11 protein-coding genes and 2 tRNA genes are annotated in these 18,232 nt (G+C 70.6%); 9 read left to right on the top strand and 4 right to left on the bottom strand.

Annotated elements, in window-relative coordinates; translation table 11 throughout:
- The first annotated feature begins 123 nt into the window (after positions 1–123).
- From glgB to GGD88_RS12210, 3 genes are all read left to right on the top strand, one after another.
- Positions 124–2,361 carry a 1,4-alpha-glucan branching protein GlgB gene (gene glgB / locus GGD88_RS12220; RefSeq protein WP_184435831.1) on the top strand — a complete coding sequence of 746 codons (2,238 nt, stop codon included), beginning with the start codon at positions 124–126 and terminating at the stop codon, positions 2,359–2,361.
- Between the two features lie 10 nt (positions 2,362–2,371).
- Positions 2,372–4,288, top strand: a complete 1,917-nt coding sequence (gene glgX, locus GGD88_RS12215; RefSeq protein ID WP_246423726.1) for a glycogen debranching protein GlgX — start codon at positions 2,372–2,374, stop codon at positions 4,286–4,288.
- Positions 4,289–4,505: 217 nt separating this feature from the next.
- Positions 4,506–5,975, top strand: coding sequence for a TrkH family potassium uptake protein (locus GGD88_RS12210; protein ID WP_184435829.1), 1,470 nt, complete (start codon positions 4,506–4,508; stop codon positions 5,973–5,975).
- A 17-nt stretch (positions 5,976–5,992) separates the two neighbouring features.
- Here the strand turns inward: GGD88_RS12210 and GGD88_RS12205 are convergent, their stop codons facing one another.
- On the bottom strand, positions 5,993–6,781 hold the full coding sequence (locus tag GGD88_RS12205) for a class I SAM-dependent methyltransferase (RefSeq protein WP_184435828.1): 789 nt from the start codon (positions 6,779–6,781) through the stop codon (positions 5,993–5,995).
- Between the two features lie 138 nt (positions 6,782–6,919).
- Between GGD88_RS12205 and gloB the strand changes: the two genes are divergently transcribed.
- Complete coding sequence (gloB, locus tag GGD88_RS12200) at positions 6,920–7,690, top strand: hydroxyacylglutathione hydrolase (RefSeq protein ID WP_184435825.1); 771 nt, start codon at positions 6,920–6,922, stop codon at positions 7,688–7,690.
- Between the two features lie 120 nt (positions 7,691–7,810).
- Positions 7,811–9,361, top strand: a complete 1,551-nt coding sequence (guaA, locus tag GGD88_RS12195; protein WP_184435823.1) for a glutamine-hydrolyzing GMP synthase — start codon at positions 7,811–7,813, stop codon at positions 9,359–9,361.
- A gap of 303 nt (positions 9,362–9,664) precedes the next feature.
- On the opposite strand, the gene GGD88_RS12190 is transcribed toward guaA, so the two are convergent.
- Together GGD88_RS12190 and GGD88_RS12185 are read right to left on the bottom strand one after the other, a co-directional pair.
- A tRNA-Asn gene (locus tag GGD88_RS12190) sits at positions 9,665–9,739 on the bottom strand.
- 42 nt (positions 9,740–9,781) lie between these two features.
- Positions 9,782–9,855: transfer RNA gene (locus GGD88_RS12185), tRNA-Cys, on the bottom strand.
- Positions 9,856–10,164: 309 nt separating this feature from the next.
- Between GGD88_RS12185 and GGD88_RS12180 the strand changes: the two genes are divergently transcribed.
- The 4 genes from GGD88_RS12180 (at position 10,165) to GGD88_RS12165 (ending at position 16,075) form a co-directional block, all read left to right on the top strand.
- Positions 10,165–10,818: a protein-L-isoaspartate O-methyltransferase family protein gene (locus GGD88_RS12180; RefSeq protein WP_184435821.1), complete on the top strand. Its 654-nt coding sequence runs from the start codon at positions 10,165–10,167 to the stop codon at positions 10,816–10,818.
- A 348-nt stretch (positions 10,819–11,166) separates the two neighbouring features.
- The gene (locus GGD88_RS12175; RefSeq protein ID WP_184435819.1) at positions 11,167–12,588 is read left to right on the top strand and encodes a TolC family outer membrane protein; all 1,422 of its coding nucleotides are present in this window, start codon (positions 11,167–11,169) and stop codon (positions 12,586–12,588) included.
- 70 nt (positions 12,589–12,658) lie between these two features.
- The gene (locus GGD88_RS12170; RefSeq protein WP_184435817.1) at positions 12,659–13,303 is read left to right on the top strand and encodes a DUF2497 domain-containing protein; all 645 of its coding nucleotides are present in this window, start codon (positions 12,659–12,661) and stop codon (positions 13,301–13,303) included.
- 126 nt (positions 13,304–13,429) lie between these two features.
- On the top strand, positions 13,430–16,075 hold the full coding sequence (locus GGD88_RS12165; protein ID WP_184435815.1) for a valine--tRNA ligase: 2,646 nt from the start codon (positions 13,430–13,432) through the stop codon (positions 16,073–16,075).
- Positions 16,076–16,791: 716 nt separating this feature from the next.
- On the opposite strand, the gene trmFO is transcribed toward GGD88_RS12165, so the two are convergent.
- Positions 16,792–18,168: a methylenetetrahydrofolate--tRNA-(uracil(54)-C(5))-methyltransferase (FADH(2)-oxidizing) TrmFO gene (gene trmFO / locus GGD88_RS12160; protein WP_184435813.1), complete on the bottom strand. Its 1,377-nt coding sequence runs from the start codon at positions 18,166–18,168 to the stop codon at positions 16,792–16,794.
- Between the last annotated feature and the right edge of the window lie 64 nt (positions 18,169–18,232).

Here is an 18,232-nt window from a genome sequence, read left to right as displayed (position 1 = left end):
GCCAATCCAGCCGGTCCGGTCGTCTCGTGGCATGGCTCCGTCGCTCCGGAGTTCCCGTGGCGGCGCCCCTCCCTTTCCCCGCACGCGCATCGTCCGGCCCCACAACCTGGAGACCGCAGCCTGATGTTGACCAGCCCCATCGCCGCCGCCGTTCGTGCCCTCGTGGAGGCGCGGCACGGCGATCCCTTCGCCCTCCTTGGCCAACACGTGGGCAGTGCCGACGGGACCGCGACGACCGGCCGCTGCGTCCGGGCCTTCCTGCCCTGGGCGACCGGCGTGCAGGTGATCGACCCGGAGACCGGCGCGGTTCTGGCCGAGGCCGCGCGCACCGACGCCGCAGGGCTGTACACGGCGGATTTCCCCGCGGCGACGGCGGCGTTTCCCTACAAGCTGCGGGTGGCGACCGCCGACACCACGGTTGACCTGCGGGATCCCTACAGCTTTCCGCCGGTCCTGGGCGAACTGGACACCTATTTCATCGGCGAGGGCACCCACCTGAAGCTGTACGAGAAGATGGGCGCCCACATGGCGACGCTGGACGGCGTGCGCGGGGTCGCCTTCACGGTCTGGGCCCCCAATGCCCAGCGCGTCAGCGTGGTGGGGGAGTTCAACGGCTGGGACGGCCGCCAGCATCCCATGCGCAAACACCCCAACTGCGGCGTCTGGGAAATATTCCTGCCGGAGGTGCCCGAGGGCACGTGCTATAAGTACGAGATCGTCGGCGCCGGCGGCCATCTGCTGCCGCTCAAGACCGATCCCTATGCCTTCCACTGCGAGGTACCGCCGGCCACGGCGTCGGTGGTCTACGACCTGGGCGATTATGCCTGGACCGACCAGGCATGGATGGACGCGCGCCGCGAGAGCGTGGAGCGCTCGGCGCCGGTGTCCATCTATGAGGTGCACCTGGGCTCCTGGAAGCGCGTGATCGACGAAGAGACCGGCGCCGAGCGCCCCATGACCTACCGTGAACTGGCCGAGGCGTTGCCGGCCTACGTCAAGGAGCTGGGCTTCACCCATATCGAGCTGCTGCCGGTCAACGAACACCCCTTCGACGGCTCCTGGGGCTACCAGCCCATCGGCCTGTTCGCGCCCACCAGCCGCTTCGGCACGCCCGACGACTTCCGCTATTTCGTCGACCGCTGCCACGCCGCCGGCATCGGCATCATCATCGACTGGGTGGCCGGACACTTCCCCGAGGACGCGCACGGCCTGGTCTGGTTCGATGGTACCCACCTCTACGAGCATGCCGACCCGAGGCAGGGCCGCCATCGCGACTGGGGCACCCTGATCTACAACTACGGCCGCACCGAGGTGCGCAACTTCCTGCTCGCCAACGCGCTGTTCTGGTTGGACAAGTTCCATATCGACGGGCTCCGCGTCGATGCCGTGGCGTCGATGCTCTACCTGGACTACAGCCGTGAGGCGGACGACTGGATTCCGAACAAGTTCGGCGGTCGCGAGAACCTGGAGGCCATCGACTTCCTGCGTCGCATGAACGAACTGATCTACGGCCACTTCCCGGGCGCCATCACCATGGCTGAGGAGAGCACGGCCTGGCCCATGGTCTCGCGCCCGACCTACCTCGGCGGGCTCGGCTTCGGCTTCAAGTGGAACATGGGGTGGATGAACGACACGCTGAGCTATATCGGCGAGGATCCCATCCACCGCCGCTACCACCACAACGACCTGACCTTCAGCCTCATCTACGCCTTCAACGAGAACTTCGTGCTGCCGCTGTCCCATGACGAGGTGGTGCACGGCAAGCGCTCCATCCTGGGCCGCATGCCCGGCGACTGCTGGCAGCAGTTCGCGAACATGCGCGCGTACCTCACCTACATGTGGACGCATCCGGGCAAGAAGCTGCTGTTCATGGGCACCGAGTTCGCCCAGGGCCGGGAATGGAACTACCAGACTAGTCTGGACTGGCACCTGCTGGACATCGACTGGCACCGCAACATGCGCGACCTGGTGACCGAGTTGAACCGCCTGTACCGGGAGATCCCGGCGCTGCACGTGCACGACTGCGAGAGCGACGGCTTCACCTGGATCGACTGCACCGACTACCAGAACAGCGTGATCGCCTTCCTGCGCCGCGAGAGCGGGGAGCCGGACGCGCCGTTCGTGATGGTGGTGTGCAACTTCACCCCGGTGGTGCGCGAGGATTACCGGCTCGGCGTGCCGCAGGCCGGGTGGTACCGCGAGGTCCTGAACACGGACAGCCCGGCCTTCGGCGGCTCAGGCGTGGTCAACGAGCGGGTGGTCACCTTGCCGCAGGAGAGCCATGGTCACGCGCAGAGCCTGCTGCTGACCCTGCCGCCGCTGGCAACGGTCATCCTGCGCCCCGATCCAGACGCGTCGTAGGGCCGGGGCGATGACGGCGATCCGGGCAGGCGCTCCCGCCGCGGTTGAGGCCGGGCGCCCCGATCCACTGGGGGCGACGGTGACCCGGACGGGCACCAACTTCGCGGTCCCCGCCCCGGCGGCCCAGGCGGTCGAGGTGTGCCTGTTCGACACCGTGGACGGGCCGGAAACGGCCCGCATCGCCCTGCCGGCGCGCGATCCGCGCGGCATCTGGCATGGCCACGTGCGCGGCCTGCGCGACGGCCAGCTCTACGGCCTGCGGGTGCATGGCCCGTACGCGCCGGCCGAGGGGCATCGCCACAATCCCCACAAGCTGCTGGTCGACCCCTGGGCGCGCGAGGTCGTCGGGGCGGTGCGCCTGGACGATGCCACCTTCGGCTTCCCGCGTGGTGCGGCCGCGGCCGACCTGGGGTTCGACGCCCGCGACAGCGCCCCGGTCGTGCCGCGCGGCGTGGTGCGCCGGCCGGCCAAGCCGCCGCCCCCCGGTCCCGACACGCCGTGGGCCGACACCATCCTTTACGAGGCGCACGTCCGGGGCCTGACCATGCGGCACCCGGCCATCGCGCCGCAGGATCGCGGCACCTTCCGCGCCATCGGCCATCCGGCCATCCTCAGCCACCTGACCGACCTGGGCATCACCGCGCTGGAACTGCTGCCGGTGTTCGCGTTCTCCGATGAGCGCCACCTGCCGGACCTGGGTCTGAGCAACTACTGGGGCTACAACCCCTACGCCTTCCTGGCCCCGGACCCGCGCTACGGCACGCCCGACGACTTCCGCGCCATGGTCGCGGCGCTGCACGGCGCCGGCATCGAGGTGATCCTGGACGTGGTCTACAACCACACCAGCGAAAGCGACGAACTGGGCCAGACCCTGAGCCTGCGCGGGCTCGGCAACCGCACGTTCTACCGCACCCGAGACGGCGGCCGCCGCTATGCCAACGACAGCGGCTGCGGCAACACGCTGCGGCTGGAGGACCCGCTGTGCCTGCGGCTGGTGATGGACAGCCTGCGCCACTGGGTCACCGAGATGGGCGTGGACGGCTTCCGCTTCGACCTCGCGGTCACGCCGGCCCGCCATCACGGCCGGTTCGACGCGACCGGGCCGTTCCTGGCCGCCCTCGCCCAGGATCCGGTTCTGAGCCGGGTGAAGCTGATCGCCGAACCCTGGGACATCGGCCAGGACGGCCACCACACCGGCCGCTTCCCGGCGCCCTGGGTGGAGTGGAACGACCGCTTCCGCGACAGCGTGCGGGCCTTCTTCGCCGGCCGCGGCCGTCCCGGTGACCTGGCGAGCGCCCTGGCCGGCTCCAGCGACCTGTTCGCGCCCGGCGGCCGGCCCCCGCAGGCCAGCGTCAACTTCATCACCGCCCACGACGGCTTCACGCTGCGCGACCTCGTCTCCTACGACCGCAAGCACAACGAAGCCAACGGCGAGGACAACCGCGACGGCACCAACCACAACCTTTCATGGAGCGGTGGCGTCGAGGGCGAGACCGACACCGCCGCGATCGGCGCCGACCGCGACGCCCGCCGGACCGGCCTGATGACCGCCCTGATGGCCGCCCTCGGCGTGCCGATGATCCTGGCCGGGGACGAGATCGGCCACACCCAGGGCGGCAACAACAACGCCTACAGTCAGGACAACGACATCACCTGGCTGGACTGGGAGCGCGCGGACTGGACCTTCCGCGACGTCGTGCGCGATCTCATCGCCTGGCGCAAGGCGACCCCGGCCGTCCGCCGCACGGCGTTCTTCACCGGCGCGCCGGACCCGGACACCGGCCGGCCCGACGTCACCTGGCTGGACGCCTCTGGGCAGCCGCGCCGGACCGGGGAGGACTGGGCGCGCGACCTCGACGCCCTCGGCGTGGCGTTCGGGGCGGCGCCCGACGCCGCGCCCTTGATGTTCCGCGCGCCGCGCCGCTGATCCCGCACCGCCTCGCCGACTCGGACGCAGCCGACGGCCGCCTCGGCATCGTCGCCGACGATACCCCCCTTGTTCGCGTGAGCCCGGCCCCGCCCCGCCGCCGCCCGGTCCCGCCCGCACACCCGCAGCCGCAGCCGGTTGCGCCGGGGCCGCCTTGGGGCCATGGTGAGAGGCCCGTTGCCGGCCATGACCGGGACGCCTCTCGTCCCGCGGGGATATGCGTGTGTTCGACCGACGCCCGATTCTTCTGATCATCGGTTTCCTGTTGTCCATCCTGGCGCTGGGGATGCTGATCCCGGCGTTGGTGGACTTCATGTACGGCAACCCGGACTGGCTGGTGTTCCTGATCTCCTCGGCGCTGACCCTGTTCATCGGGGTCCTGCTGATCCTCTCCAGCCGCTCCGGCCAGCTCAAGTTCAGCCTCCGCCAGGCGTTCCTGATGACCACGGCGAGCTGGATCGTGCTGCCCGGGTTCGCCGCCCTGCCGTTCGTCCTGGCCGACCCCAACATGGGCTACACCGACGCCTTCTTCGAAGCCATGTCGGGCATCACCACCACCGGCTCGACGGTGATGACGGGCCTGGACCTGATGCCGCCCGGCATCCTGCTGTGGCGCGGTCTGCTGCAATGGCTGGGCGGCATCGGGATCATCATCATGGCGCTGACCGTGCTGCCGATGCTGCGTGTCGGCGGCATGCAGATGTTCCGCGTCGAGGCCTTCGAGGCCCAGGAGAAGGTGGTGCCGCGGGCCGCCAGCCTGGCCTCCTGGCTGGCCGGCATCTACGTCGGCCTCACGCTGGCCTGGGCCGTCATGCTGGCCGTGTTCGGCGGCCTGCCGGCCCTCGATGCGACGGTGCACGCCATGACCACCATCGCCACCGGCGGCTATTCGACCAAGGACGCCTCGGTCGGCCATTTCCGGTCGGCGGTGGTGGACTGGATCATCGTCGCCGGCATGATCGTCGGGTCGATTCCCTTCCTGCTCTATTTCCAGACCGTGCGCGGCCGGCCGCTGGCGCTGATCCGAGACACCCAGGTGCAATGGTTCGTGGGCACCGTCGTCGTGGGCGTCGCCGCCGTCACCTGGTGGCTGTGGCAGGACGGCGGCATGTCCCCGCTGGAGGCGCTGCGCTACGCGGCGTTCAACACCACGTCCGTCATGACCGGCACAGGCTACGCGACGGCGGACTACTGGCAGTGGGGCGGCGTGGTCGGCGGGGCGCCCGTGGCGGTGCTGTTCTGCCTCATGTTCGTGGGCGGCTGCGCCGGCTCGACCTCGTGCGGGATCAAGGTTTTCCGGTTCCAGATCCTGGGCGCCATGGCGGCCATCCAGTTGCGCCGGCTGTTGCAGCCGAACGGTGTTTTCATCCCCTACTACAACAAGAAGCCTATCCAGGAGGGCGTGGCCGAAGCGGTCATGGCGTTCTTCTTCATGTATGCGCTGTCGGTGGCCTTCCTCACCATCCTGCTGGGCCTGACCGGGCTGGACCACGTCACCGCGCTGTCGGGGGCGGCCACGGCGATCTCCAACGTCGGCCCCGGCCTGGGCGACGTGATCGGCCCGGCCGGCAACTTCGCCACCCTGCCGGACACCGCCAAGTGGCTGCTGGCCGGCGGCATGCTGCTGGGCCGCCTGGAACTGTTCACGGTGCTGGTGCTGTTCGTGCCGCGCTTCTGGCGGGACTGAGCGTCGCGGCCCCGCCTTCAGCGCACCAGCCGCGGCCCGGGCTCCAGACCCAGGCGCCGGTGCTCCGCGGCCACCGCCCCCGGACGCAGGCCGGGCAACGCCACCTGCGGCGCCTTCAGGCGGGCGCGGCGGGCCTCGCGGCTCAACGGCAGGGCATGGATCTGCTTGCTCGCCTCGGCCAGCAGCACGCCCGCCAGTCCCGGCGCCCAGCGCGGACCGACGCGCTCGATCACGCCGCCGGCCGACTGCGTCATGGTCGAGCGCGAGGGCGGCATGAACAGGGCGCCGGCGCGCGCGCCCGGGGTGAACAGGTTGGCGCGCAGCAGGGCGTCGAGCTGGCCGCTGGAATAGGGCCGGCCGCTGGCGAACGGGCTGCGCTCCAGGCGTGCCCACAGGCCGCGCCGGTTCGGCACCACGATAAGCAGGCGGCCGGAATCCGTCAGCACCCGCCAGATCTCGCGCAGCGCGGCCGTGGTCTGTTCCAGCCCCTCCAGGCCATGCACCAGCAGGATTCTGTCGATGGACTGATCGGGCAGCGGCAGTTCGGTCTCGTCCGCCAGCATGGCCAGATTGGGACCCCGGGCCGGCCAGCGCAGCACGCCCTGCGACGGCGGCATGACCGCCAGCACGCGGTCCGCCTCGCCGAGGAACGTCGCGAGGTACGGCACCGCGTAGCCCAGACCCAGCACCCGCTCGCCCCGGGTGTCCGGCCACATCTCGCGCACGCGGCGACCGATCTGGCGCCGCGCGGACTCGCCCAGCGGGCTGGCGTAGAAGTCGCGCAGGTCGATAACGTCGGCACGCATGGCACGGGCCTCCGCTTGGCGGACAAAGGCCGCGCCGCCACCGCGCGGGGTGGCGACCACGACGGGGGCAGTCTATATGGGTTCGCGTGCTGCCGCCACCACCGAGACCCACCCCGTCTTTCCGGAGAGGAGCCCGCCATGGCGACGTTGCGAATCGAACAGGTTCCCGTCCTGTCGGACAACTACGTCTACCTGGTCCACGAGCCGGACAGCGGTGCGACCGCCGTGATCGACCCCTCGGTGGCCGCGCCGGTGCTGGCGGCGGCCGAGCGCCTGGGCTGGCGCATCACCCACATCCTCAACACCCACCATCACGGCGACCACACCGGCGGCAACCTGGAGATCAAGCGCGCCACCGGCTGTACCGTGATCGGCAACCGGCATGATGCCGCCCGCATCCCGGGGCTGGACGTGGGCGTCGTCGAGGGCGAGACCGTGCAGCTCGGCGACCAGGCCGCGACGGTGTTCGACGTCCCCGGCCATACCCGGGGCCACATCGCCTACTGGTTCCGGGAGTCGGCCGCGCTGTTCTGCGGCGACACCCTGTTTTCCATCGGCTGCGGGCGCCTGTTCGAGGGCAGCCCGGCGCAGATGTGGGACTCCCTGTCCAAGCTGCGCGATCTGCCGCCCGACACGCGGGTCTACTGCGCGCATGAGTACACCCAGGCCAACGTACGCTTCGCGCTGTCGGTCGATCCGGACAATCCGGCGCTCGCGGCGCGGGCCGACGCGGTGGCCCGTCTGCGCGAGGCCGGGGCACCCACGGTGCCGTCGCGCCTGGACGAGGAGCGGGCGGCCAACCCCTTCCTGCGCGCCGACGACCCGGCGCTGGCGGCGCGGCTGGGGCTGGCCGGGGCCGATCCGGTGACGGTGTTCGCCGAGGTGCGCGGCCGCAAGGACCGGTTCTGAAGCCGTCGCCACGACCGGGCGGGCCGGGTTTTCGCGCTGCCATCGCGACGCCCGGCCTGATATAAGCGGGCGCCCTGTCCAACTGACCGCTCGATCCGACCGCCCGGAGCCCGCCCGCCCATGGACCGTATCCTCATCATCGACTTCGGCAGCCAGGTCACCCAGCTCATCGCGCGCCGGGTGCGCGAGTCCGGTGTCTACTGCGAGATTCAGCCGTTCAACCGCGTCGACGCGGCGGCCATCCGAGCGTTCGCGCCCAAGGGCGTGATCCTGTCCGGCGGCCCGGCGTCGGTGACCGCCATGGGCACGCCGCGCGCGCCCCAGGACCTGTTCAAGATGGGTCTGCCGGTGCTGGGCATCTGCTACGGCCAGCAGACCATGGTGGAACAGCTCGGCGGCCGGGTGGCGACCTCCGACCACCGCGAGTTCGGCCGCGCCTTCCTGGAGGTCAGCGGCGACTGCGCGCTGTTCCGCGGCGTCTGGGCGGTGGGCGAGCGCCATCAGGTGTGGATGAGCCACGGCGACCGCGTCGACCACCTGGCGCCCGGCTTCCACGTGGTCGGCACCAGCGAGGGCGCGCCCTACGCCGCCATCGCCGACGAAACCCGTCACTTCTATGGCGTCCAGTTCCACCCCGAGGTGGTGCACACCCCGGAAGGGGCGGCCTTGCTGCGCGCCTTCACCCACGAGGTCTGCGGCTGCGCCGGGGACTGGACCATGGCGGCGTTCAAGGACCAGGCCATCGCCCGCATCCGCGCCCAGGTGGGCGACGGCCGGGTGCTGTGCGGCCTGTCGGGCGGGGTCGACAGCGCGGTCACCGCCGCGCTGGTGCACGAGGCGGTGGGCGACCAACTCGTCTGCGTCTATGTCGACCACGGCCTGATGCGCCAGGGCGAGAGCGAGCAGGTCGAGGCCGTGTTCCGCGACCGCTTCAACATCCGCCTGGTGGTGCGCCATGCCGACGACGTGTTCCTGACGGCGCTGGAGGGCGTCAGCGACCCCGAGGTCAAGCGCAAGACCATCGGCAAGCTGTTCATCGACGTGTTCGAGGCCGAGGCCAAGACGCTCGGTGGCGCCGACTTCCTGGCCCAGGGCACGCTCTACCCCGACGTCATCGAGAGCGTGTCGTTCGCCGGCGGGCCGTCGGTGACCATCAAGTCGCATCACAACGTCGGCGGCCTGCCCGAGCGCATGGACATGAAACTGGTCGAGCCGCTGCGCGAGCTGTTCAAGGACGAGGTGCGCGACCTGGGCCGTGAACTGGGCCTGCCCGAGGCCATGGTCGGCCGCCACCCCTTCCCCGGGCCGGGGCTGGCGATCCGCCTGCCCGACCAGCCGGTGACGCGCGACAAGCTGGACATCCTGCGCAAGGCCGACGTGATCTACCTGGAGGAGATCCGTCGCGCCGGCCTGTACGACGCCATCTGGCAGGCGTTCGCGGTGCTGCTGCCGGTGCGCAGTGTCGGCGTGATGGGCGACGGCCGCACCCACGATCACGTGGTGGCGCTGCGCGCGGTGACCGCGACCGACGGCATGACGGCCGAGAGCTATCCCTTCGACCACGCCTTCCTGGCCCGGGTGGCCAGCCGCATCATCAACGAGGTGCGCGGGGTGAACAGGGTGGTCTACGACGTGACGTCCAAGCCGCCGGGAACGATCGAGTGGGAGTGAGTCCGAGGGTCCGGAGACGATGGGCAGCGATCGGAAAACTCTCATTCTGGCCGGCCTTGATCCTGACTCCTCGGGATCAAGGCCATACCGGTGCTGGATTCGCCCGCCCCGGCGATGCCGGAGCGGCCAATTGGGCGGGTTTGTGCATAGCCCGTAATGCAAAGCCCAGGGCCGAGCCGCCCCGGCTTTCCGCCCCGTCGCGCAGCCGGACACGCCACCCCGTTCCCGTAGGCTGGCGTTCAGGCGGGCGCACTGGCCCGCTGTTCAATCTTGTAAGGAAAATCTAAGCATCAGAGCCCGATATGGCTCCGGCGGTAGGATTCGAACCTACAACCCTGCGGTTAACAGCCGCATGCTCTACCGTTGAGCTACGCCGGATCAGCCATGTCGGGAGCGACGCTGCCGAGGCAGACCGCCCTATGGAGGCCGGGGCCGGAATCGAACCGACGTACGGGGATTTGCAGTCCCCTGCATGACCACTCTGCCACCCGGCCCCTGGGTCTGTCCGCGCCGCCCGTCCGGGGCGCCGCGTCGTCGGAAGGCCGGCTTTATACGCACAAGCCGCGGACCGGTCAAGCACCCCGACGCGAGTTTTTTCGGGTCATCCGCCCCCAACGCGCCGACCCGCCGCACCGAACCGCCGCACCGACCCGACGCACCGGCCGCCATCGCCGCCATCATCTTCATTGTCTTCATTGTCTTCACCCGGTCGCCTGGGTATAAGCTCGACCGATCCGGGTCCGACGGCCGGCGGCGCGCCGGTCCGTGCGCCCCCCTCCCTCCCCCACCGGAGAGACGCCGCGATGGACTTCGAGTTGGCCCGCTTCAACATGATGGAGAACCAGATCCGCGCCAACCGGGTCACCGACCCGGCCGTGATCCAGGCCATGGAGCGCGTGCCGCGCGAACTGTTCGTGCCCAAGGCCCTGCGCGGCATCGCCTACGTCGACGAGGATCTGCCCCTGGACGACGGCCGGTATCTCATCGAGCCACTGGTGCTGGCGCGGCTCATCCAGGCCGCCGCCGTTCAGCCCACCGACGTCATCCTGGACGTCGGCTGCGCCACCGGCTACTCGGCCGCGGTCCTGTCCCACATCGCCAGCACCGTGGTGGCCCTGGAGGTGGACTCCGACCTCGCGACGCGGGCGACGCGCACGCTGACCGACCTGGGGCTCGACAACGCGGTGGTGGTGGAAGGCTCCCTCGCCGACGGCTGTCCCAAGCAGGCGCCCTACGACGTCATCGTCCTGGGCGGCGCCGTCCCGGAGGTCCCGGACGGACTGCGCCAGCAACTCGCCGAGGGCGGGCGCCTCGTGGCCGTCATCGGCGACGGCGGTTGGAACAGCAAGCTGACGGTCATCGAGCGCCACGGTGACGCCTTCGGCCACCGCGTCCTGTTCGATGCCGCCACACCGCCGCTGCCGGGCTTCGAACGCGCCGAGGTGTTCGAGTTCTGAACCACACCGGCCGGTTCCCGGGACGGCAGCCCGGTGCTAAGCTGTCGTCGTAAAGGGGGCCGTATCTCTGGACGCCGAGGCGCCGACCCACCGCCCGTTCGGCGCGATGCGGCACCGGCGCCGCACCTCCCAAGCCCCCGCAGCCGGGGGGCTTCGCTCCATTGTCAGGGCGGCGTCGGGCGAGTAAGGTCCCTGACTCAAATAGGGTCGTCCCGGCCGCACGGGCCGGCACGGGTGTCTCGCCGAGGCGGCTGGAACGACCCGGTGCACGGGTGCAACGGTCGGGCGTGGTGGCGGTGCGAACGGCAAGAACGCCCGACCCTGGTCTCAGCGGATGGTGGACGCGGCATGAAACCTTTCAGTCTCCTGGCCCTGGCCCTCGTGGCTGTGTGCGGGCTCGTCCTGGCGCCGGTGTCCGGTGCCCGGGCCCAAAGCCTGGAGGAGGCGCTGGTCGCCGCCTACCTGAACAACCCCGGCCTGCAGGCGCGGCGCGCCCAGTTGCGCGCGGTCGACCAGGGCGTGCCGCTGGCCAAGTCGGGCTGGCGGCCCCAGGTCTCGGTGACCGGCGAGACCGGCTGGCAGACCACCACCCGGGATCTCGGCACCGGCCGGGAGCAGACCACCGACACCAACCCGACCGCCGTCACGGTGAGCGTGACCCAGCCGATCTTCCGCGGCTTCCGCACCACCGCCCAGGTCGACCAGGCCGAAAACAACGTCCTGGCCGAGCGCGCCAATCTCACCGCCACCGAGCAGCAGGTCCTGCTTGACGCCGCGGTGGCCTTCCTCAACGTCGTGCGCGACACCGCCGTGGTCGACCTGAACCGCAACAACGAGGACGTGCTGACCCGTCAGTTGGAGGCCACGCAGGACCGCTTCCGGGTGGGCGAGATCACCCGCACCGACGTCGCCCAGTCCGAGGCGCGCCTGTCCGGGGCCTATGCCGACACCGCCGACGCCCTGGCGGCGCTGGAGAGTTCGCGCGCCAACTATCTGCGTGTGGTGGGCGAGCCGGCCGGCGAGGTCGCCGCGCCGGAGGACATGGCGGCACTGCCGGCCACGCTCCAGGACGCGATCGACCGGGCCCTGGCCGCCAACCCGTCCATCCTGGCGGCGGAATACGGCTGGCGCGCCGCGCAGGACGAGATTCGCAACCAGCGGGGCCGCCTGTTGCCGGAGGTCTCGGTCCAGGGCTCGTTTTTCAAGGGCTGGGAGCAGGGCAACCTGGAGGACTCCGAGCAGGAAACCCTGGCCGCCACCCTGAACGTCACCGTGCCGATCTATCAGGGCGGCACCGTGTATGCGCAGTTGCGCGAGGCCAAGCACCGCGCCGGCCAGCGCCGGCTGGAACTGGACGAGGCCCGCACGCAGGTGCGCGAGCAGGCCCAGCAGGCGTGGGAGCAGATGGTGGCCACCCAGGCCCGTATCGAGTCCCTGCGCGACCAGATCGAGGCTGCGGAGATCGCGCTGGAGGGGGTGCAGCGCGAGGCCCAGGTGGGCGCCCGCACCGTGCTGGATGTCCTGGACGCCGAACAGGAACTGCTCAACGCCCGGGTCAATCTGGTCCGCGCCCAGCGCGACGAGCTGGTGGCCGGGTTCAACCTGCTCTCGGCGATCGGCGGCATGACCGTGCCGGAACTCGACCTGCCGGTCGAACCGTATGATCCCACGCAGAACTACGAGGACGTGCAGGATCAGTGGTTCGGTGGCTCCGCGGCGGCCGACGCGGACGCCGCCCTCGGCCTTGAGGGAACCAGCCCCACGTACTGAGCCGCGGCAGCCGGGACCCGGGCAGGACGCCACCGGGCCTTCGGCAACCCCGCCAGCGATAGGACGGGCCATGACCGACAAGGACGCGTCGACCCAGGAACCCTCGATGGAGGATATCCTGGCCTCGATCCGGAAGATCCTGTCCGAGGACGAGGACGACGACGCGGCGCCCGCGGCCCCGGAACCGGAGCCGCCGCGACCGGCGCCGCCCAAGGCTCAGCCGGCGCCGAAGCCGCCGCCCGAGCCGCCACGCACCCCGCCGCCGCCGCCCGAGCCGGAACCGGTGCCGGAGCCCGAACCCGAGCCCCCGGAGGACGACGTCCTCGAACTGACCGACGACATGGTGGAGGAGGAGGAGCCCGAGCCCCCACCGCCGCCGGCACCGGAGCCCGAGCCGGAACCGGTGTGGCAGCCGCCGCCGGCCGACCCCGAACCCGCGCCCTCCCTCGTGTCGCGACCCGACGACGACGATGATGGCCCGCTCGTGGCGCCGTCCGTAGCCGAAGTCTCGTCACGCTACCTCACCGAACTGACGCACTCCATGCGTGGTCACGATCTCCCGATCGGCGACGGCGCGCTGACCCTGGAGACCATCGTACGCCAGGTGGCCCGCGAACTGATCAAGGACTGGCTGGACGAAAACCTGCCGCAGATTACCGAACGCTTGGTTCAGCGCGAGATCGAACGCCTTTCCAAGCAGGCCGGGAGACGGTAGAAGACGCGGGCCGAGCGCTCAGGACAAGGAACCGGCCGGGGCGCTCCCGGCCGGTTTTTTCATGGCAGCCACCAGCGCCAGCGCCGGCGTCGACGCACACTCAGGAAAAGGGGACCGGGTTCAGCCATGCTGGACAAGACCTACAACGCCCAGGACATCGAAGAGCGACGCTACCGCGCATGGGAGGAGTCCGGCGTATTCGGCTGTGCCCCTGACTCCAACGCCGCCCCCTACACCATCATGATGCCGCCGCCCAACGTGACCGGCAGCCTGCACATGGGGCACGCGCTCACCTTCACGCTCCAGGACGTGCTGATCCGCTACTTCCGCATGAAGGGGCGCGATGCGCTGTGGCAGCCGGGCACCGACCATGCCGGCATCGCCACGCAGATGGTGGTCGAGCGCAACCTGGCCGACACGGGCCAGACCCGCCACGACCTCGGCCGCGAGGCATTCGTGGATAAGGTCTGGGAGTGGCGCGCCCACTCCGGCGGCACCATCCAGCGCCAGTTGCGCCGCCTGGGTGCGTCGGCCGACTGGCCGCGCGAGCGATTCACCATGGACGACGGCCTGTCCCGCGCCGTCACCAAGGTGTTCGTGCAGCTCCACAAGGAGGGCCTGATCTACCGCGACAAGCGGCTGGTCAACTGGGATCCCAAGCTGCACACCGCTATCTCCGACCTGGAGGTGGAGCAGCGCCCGACCGACGGCCAGATGTGGTATTTCCGCTATCCCGTACAGGGCGCGCCGGACCGGTTCATCGTGGTCGGCACGACCCGGCCCGAGACCATGCTGGGCGATACCGGCGTGGCGGTCCATCCCGACGACGACCGCTACCGTGATCTGGTCGGCAAGACCGTGATCCTGCCGATCGTCGACCGCCCCATCCCCGTGGTCGCCGATGACTACGCCGATCCGGAGAAGGGATCGGGCGCGGTCAAGATCACCCCGGCCCACGACTTCAACGACTTCGAGGTCGGCCGCCGCCACGACCTTGCGATGATCAACGTGCTTGATCGCGACGCCCGCCTGAACGAGGCCGTGCCGGCCGACTTCCAGGGTCTGGACCGCTTCGTCGCCCGCGACCGCGTCATCGAGCGCATGGAGGCGCTGGGGCTGCTGGAGAAGGTCGAGCCCAACCCGATGACCGTGCCCTACGGCGACCGCTCCGGCGTGGTCATCGAACCCTGGCTGACCGACCAGTGGTTCGTCGACGCCAAGACGCTGGCGCAGGCGCCGATCCAGGCGGTCGAGGAGGGGCGCACGCGCTTCGTGCCGGCGCACTGGGCCAATACCTTCTTCGAGTGGATGCGCAACATCCAGCCCTGGTGCATCAGCCGCCAGATCTGGTGGGGCCACCGCATCCCGGCGTGGTACGGACCGGACGGTGCCATCTTCGTCGAGGAGACGGAGGAGGAGGCGCAGGCCGCCGCCCACGCGCACTACAACGACGCCGTGGCGTTGCGCCGCGACGACGACGTGCTGGACACCTGGTTTTCGTCGGCGCTGTGGCCGTTCTCAACCCTGGGATGGCCCGACGACACCCAAGAGCTGGCCCGCTACTACCCCGGCGACGTTCTGGTCACCGGCTTCGACATCATCTTCTTCTGGGTCGCCCGCATGATGATGATGGGGCATCACTTCATGGGCGACGTGCCGTTCCGCGACGTCTACATCCATGCCCTGGTGCGCGACGCCAAGGGCCAGAAAATGTCCAAGTCCAAGGGCAACGTCATCGACCCGCTGGACCTGATCGCGACCTACGGCACCGATGCCCTGCGCTTCACCCTCACCGCGATGGCGGCGCAGGGCCGCGACATCAAGATGAGCGAGAGCCGGGTGCAGGGCTATCGCAACTTCACCACCAAGCTGTGGAACGCCGCCCGTTTCTGCGAGATGAACGGCTGCATCCCGCGGGCGGACTACGATCCGGCCGCGGTCACGTCCACCCTCAACCGCTGGATCGTGGCGCGCACCACCGCCACCGCGCGCGCGGTCGGTGCCGCGATCGAAGCCTATCGCTTCAACGAGGCCGCCCAGGTCGCCTACCAGTTCACCTGGAACACCTTCTGCGACTGGTACCTGGAGTTCGCCAAGCCGGTCTTCAACGGCGAGGACACCGCCGCGCAGGCCGAGACCCGGGCGACGGCGGCCTGGGTGCTGGACCGGATCCTCACCCTTCTGCACCCGATCATGCCCTATGTGACCGAGGAACTGTGGGATGCCCTGTCCGACAGCCGGCCGCACCCGCTGATCGCCGCGCCCTGGCCCGAGGACCGGGCCGACCTGGCCGCCCCGGCGGCGGAGGCGGAGATGGACTGGCTGGTCGGGCTCATCACCGCCATCCGGTCGGTGCGGGCCGAGATGAACGTGCCGCCGGGCGCCCGCCTGCCGGTGCAGATCAAGGACGCCAACGCCACCACGCAAGCCCGGCTGGAGACCCACCGCGCGCTGGTGGCCACGTTGGCCCGCCTGGACGCGGTGACCCTGGTGGACGAGGCACCGACCAGCGGCGCGGCCCAGGTGGTGGTGGACGAGGCGACGGTGATTCTGCCGCTGGCCGATGTGATCGACCTGGAGGCCGAGCGCAAGCGCCTGGCCCGCGACGTCGCCAAACAGGACGGCGAGATCACCAAGCTGGCGAAGAAGCTGGCCAACGAAGGGTTCCTGGCCAAGGCCCCGGCCGAGGTGGTGGCCGAGAACCGCGAGCGCCTGGCCGACCTCGAAGCCACGCGGGACAGGCTCAAGGAGGCGCTGGCCCGGATCGGGTAGCGGCTCCCGCGTCCCGCGGTCCCCCGCGGGAGGGTGGGACCGAGAAAGCGGGACTCGCGCCCACGCTCCTGCGTGGGCGCCATCATGTGTCACGCGGTCCCACGCGGGAGCGTGGGACCCAGAAAGAGGGACTCGCGCCCACGCTCCTGCGTGGGCGCCATGTGGCGCGGGGTCCCGCGCGGGAGCGTGGGACCGAGAAAGCGGGACTCGCGCCCACGCTCCTGCGTGGGCGCCATCATGTGACGCGGGGTCCCACGCCGGAGCGTGGGACCGAGAAAGCGGGACTCGCGCCCACGCTCCCGCGTGGGCGCCATCATGTGACGCGGGGTCCCGCGCCGGAGCGTGGGACCCAGAAAGCGGGACTCGCGCCCACGCTCCCGCGTGGGCGCCATCATGTGGCGCGGGGTCCCACGCAGGAGCATGGGACCGAGAAAGCGGGACTCGCGCCCACGCTCCCGCGTGGACGCCATGTGGGGCGGGGTCCCACGCCGGAGCGTGGGACCCAGAAAGAGGGACTCGCTCCCACGCTCCTGCGTGGGCGCCATGTGGCGCGGGGTCCCACGCCGGAGCGTGGGACCCAGAAAGACGAGGCTACCTCGCGCCCACGCTCCTGCGTGGGCGCCATGTGGCGCGGGGTCCCACGCCGGAGCGTGGGACCCAGAAAGACGAGGCTACCTCGCGCCCACGCTCCCGCGTGGGCGCCCCTGGACCGCCCCCTACTCCGCCGCCGCCACCGCCGGGCCGGCCATCCAGTCCGCCAGGGCCGGCAAGGCCCGCTGGCCGTACAGCGCCTTACGCTCCCGGCCCCTGAGCTTGCGCTTGCCCACCCGGGTCATGTCCGCCGGCAGCTCCGGGAACAGGCCGAAGTTGACGTTCATGGGCTGGAACGTCTCGGCGTGCGCCGGATTGGTGATGTGGTTGAGCAGCGCCCCCAGCGCCGTGACCCCCGGCGGCGGCACGGCCGTCTCGCCGCGGGCCTCGGCGGCGGCGAACAGGCCGGCCAGCAGGCCGACGGCGGCGCTTTCCACATAGCCCTCGCAGCCCGTGATCTGGCCGGCGAAGCGCACCCAGGGCCGGCTCTTCAGGCGCAGGGTGCCGTCGAGCAGGCGCGGGCTGTTCAGGAAGGTGTTGCGGTGGATGCCGCCCAGACGGGCGAACTCGGCCGCCTCCAGGCCCGGGATCAGGCGGAAGATGCGGGCCTGCTCGCCGTAGCGCAGCTTGGTCTGGAATCCGACCATGTTGTAGAGCGTGCCCAGGGCGTTGTCCTGGCGGAGCTGCACGATCGCGTGCGGCTTGCGGTCGGGGGCGCGCGGGTTGGTCAGGCCAACCGGCTTCATCGGGCCGTGGGCCAGGGTCTCGCGGCCGCGCGCGGCCATGACCTCGATGGGCAGGCAGCCCTCGAAGTAGGGCGTGCCCTCCCACTCCTTGAACGCCACCGTGTCGGCCGCCAGCAGGGCGTCGATGAACGCTTCGTACCGGTCGCGGTCCAGCGGGCAGTTGATGTAGTCGGCCCCCTCGCCCTTGTCGTAGCGCGACTGGAACCACGCCACGTCCATGTCGATGCTGTCCCTGTGGACGATGGGCGCGATGGCATCGAAGAACGCGAGCTGATCCTCCCCGGTCTCGGCGCGAATGGCCTCGGCCAGCGCCGACGAGGTCAGCGGCCCGGTGGCGACGAGGGTTGGACCGTCGTCCGCCGCCGGCAGCGCCGCCATCTCGCGCCGCGTGAGGGTGACGGCGGGGTGCTGCTCCAGGGCCTCCTGGACGGCCCGGGAGAAGCCCTCGCGGTCCACGGCCAGCGCGCCCCCGGCCGGCACCCGATGGCGGTCGGCGCTGGCCATCACCAGCGAGTCCAGCCGCCGCATCTCTTCGTGCAGCAGGCCGACCGCGTTGCCCTCGGCATCATCGGAGCGGAACGAGTTCGAACACACCAGTTCGGCCAGGCCGTCGGTGACGTGGGCGTCGGTACCGCGTACCGGCCGCATCTCGACCAGCTCGACCGTCAGGCCGCGGCGGGCGCACTGCCAGGCGGCCTCGCTGCCGGCGAGGCCGCCGCCGATGATCCGGACGCGGGGGGGCTGTGTCTGTGTCATGGCGCTGGATGTAGGCGAGGCGGGCCGCGCTGTCCATGGCCGTGTGCGCCCGGCCCGGCGGCCC

Source organism: Roseospira goensis, assembly GCF_014197795.1.
Taxonomy (GTDB): domain Bacteria; phylum Pseudomonadota; class Alphaproteobacteria; order Rhodospirillales; family Rhodospirillaceae; genus Rhodospira; species Rhodospira goensis.
Note: the sequence above shows the minus strand (reverse complement) of the source record. Positions and strands in the feature narration are given on the sequence as shown.

Excerpts from the sequence above, each read along its gene's own strand:
- glgB (WP_184435831.1), top strand. The coding sequence starts at position 124 with ATGTTGACCAGCCCCATCGCCGCCGCCGTTCGTGCCCTCGTGGAGGCG.
- glgX (WP_246423726.1), top strand. The coding sequence starts at position 2,372 with ATGACGGCGATCCGGGCAGGCGCTCCCGCCGCGGTTGAGGCCGGGCGC.
- GGD88_RS12210 (WP_184435829.1), top strand. The coding sequence starts at position 4,506 with ATGCGTGTGTTCGACCGACGCCCGATTCTTCTGATCATCGGTTTCCTG.
- GGD88_RS12205 (WP_184435828.1), bottom strand. The coding sequence starts at position 6,781 with ATGCGTGCCGACGTTATCGACCTGCGCGACTTCTACGCCAGCCCGCTG.
- gloB (WP_184435825.1), top strand. The coding sequence starts at position 6,920 with ATGGCGACGTTGCGAATCGAACAGGTTCCCGTCCTGTCGGACAACTAC.
- guaA (WP_184435823.1), top strand. The coding sequence starts at position 7,811 with ATGGACCGTATCCTCATCATCGACTTCGGCAGCCAGGTCACCCAGCTC.
- GGD88_RS12180 (WP_184435821.1), top strand. The coding sequence starts at position 10,165 with ATGGACTTCGAGTTGGCCCGCTTCAACATGATGGAGAACCAGATCCGC.
- GGD88_RS12175 (WP_184435819.1), top strand. The coding sequence starts at position 11,167 with ATGAAACCTTTCAGTCTCCTGGCCCTGGCCCTCGTGGCTGTGTGCGGG.
- GGD88_RS12170 (WP_184435817.1), top strand. The coding sequence starts at position 12,659 with ATGACCGACAAGGACGCGTCGACCCAGGAACCCTCGATGGAGGATATC.
- GGD88_RS12165 (WP_184435815.1), top strand. The coding sequence starts at position 13,430 with ATGCTGGACAAGACCTACAACGCCCAGGACATCGAAGAGCGACGCTAC.
- trmFO (WP_184435813.1), bottom strand. The coding sequence starts at position 18,168 with ATGACACAGACACAGCCCCCCCGCGTCCGGATCATCGGCGGCGGCCTC.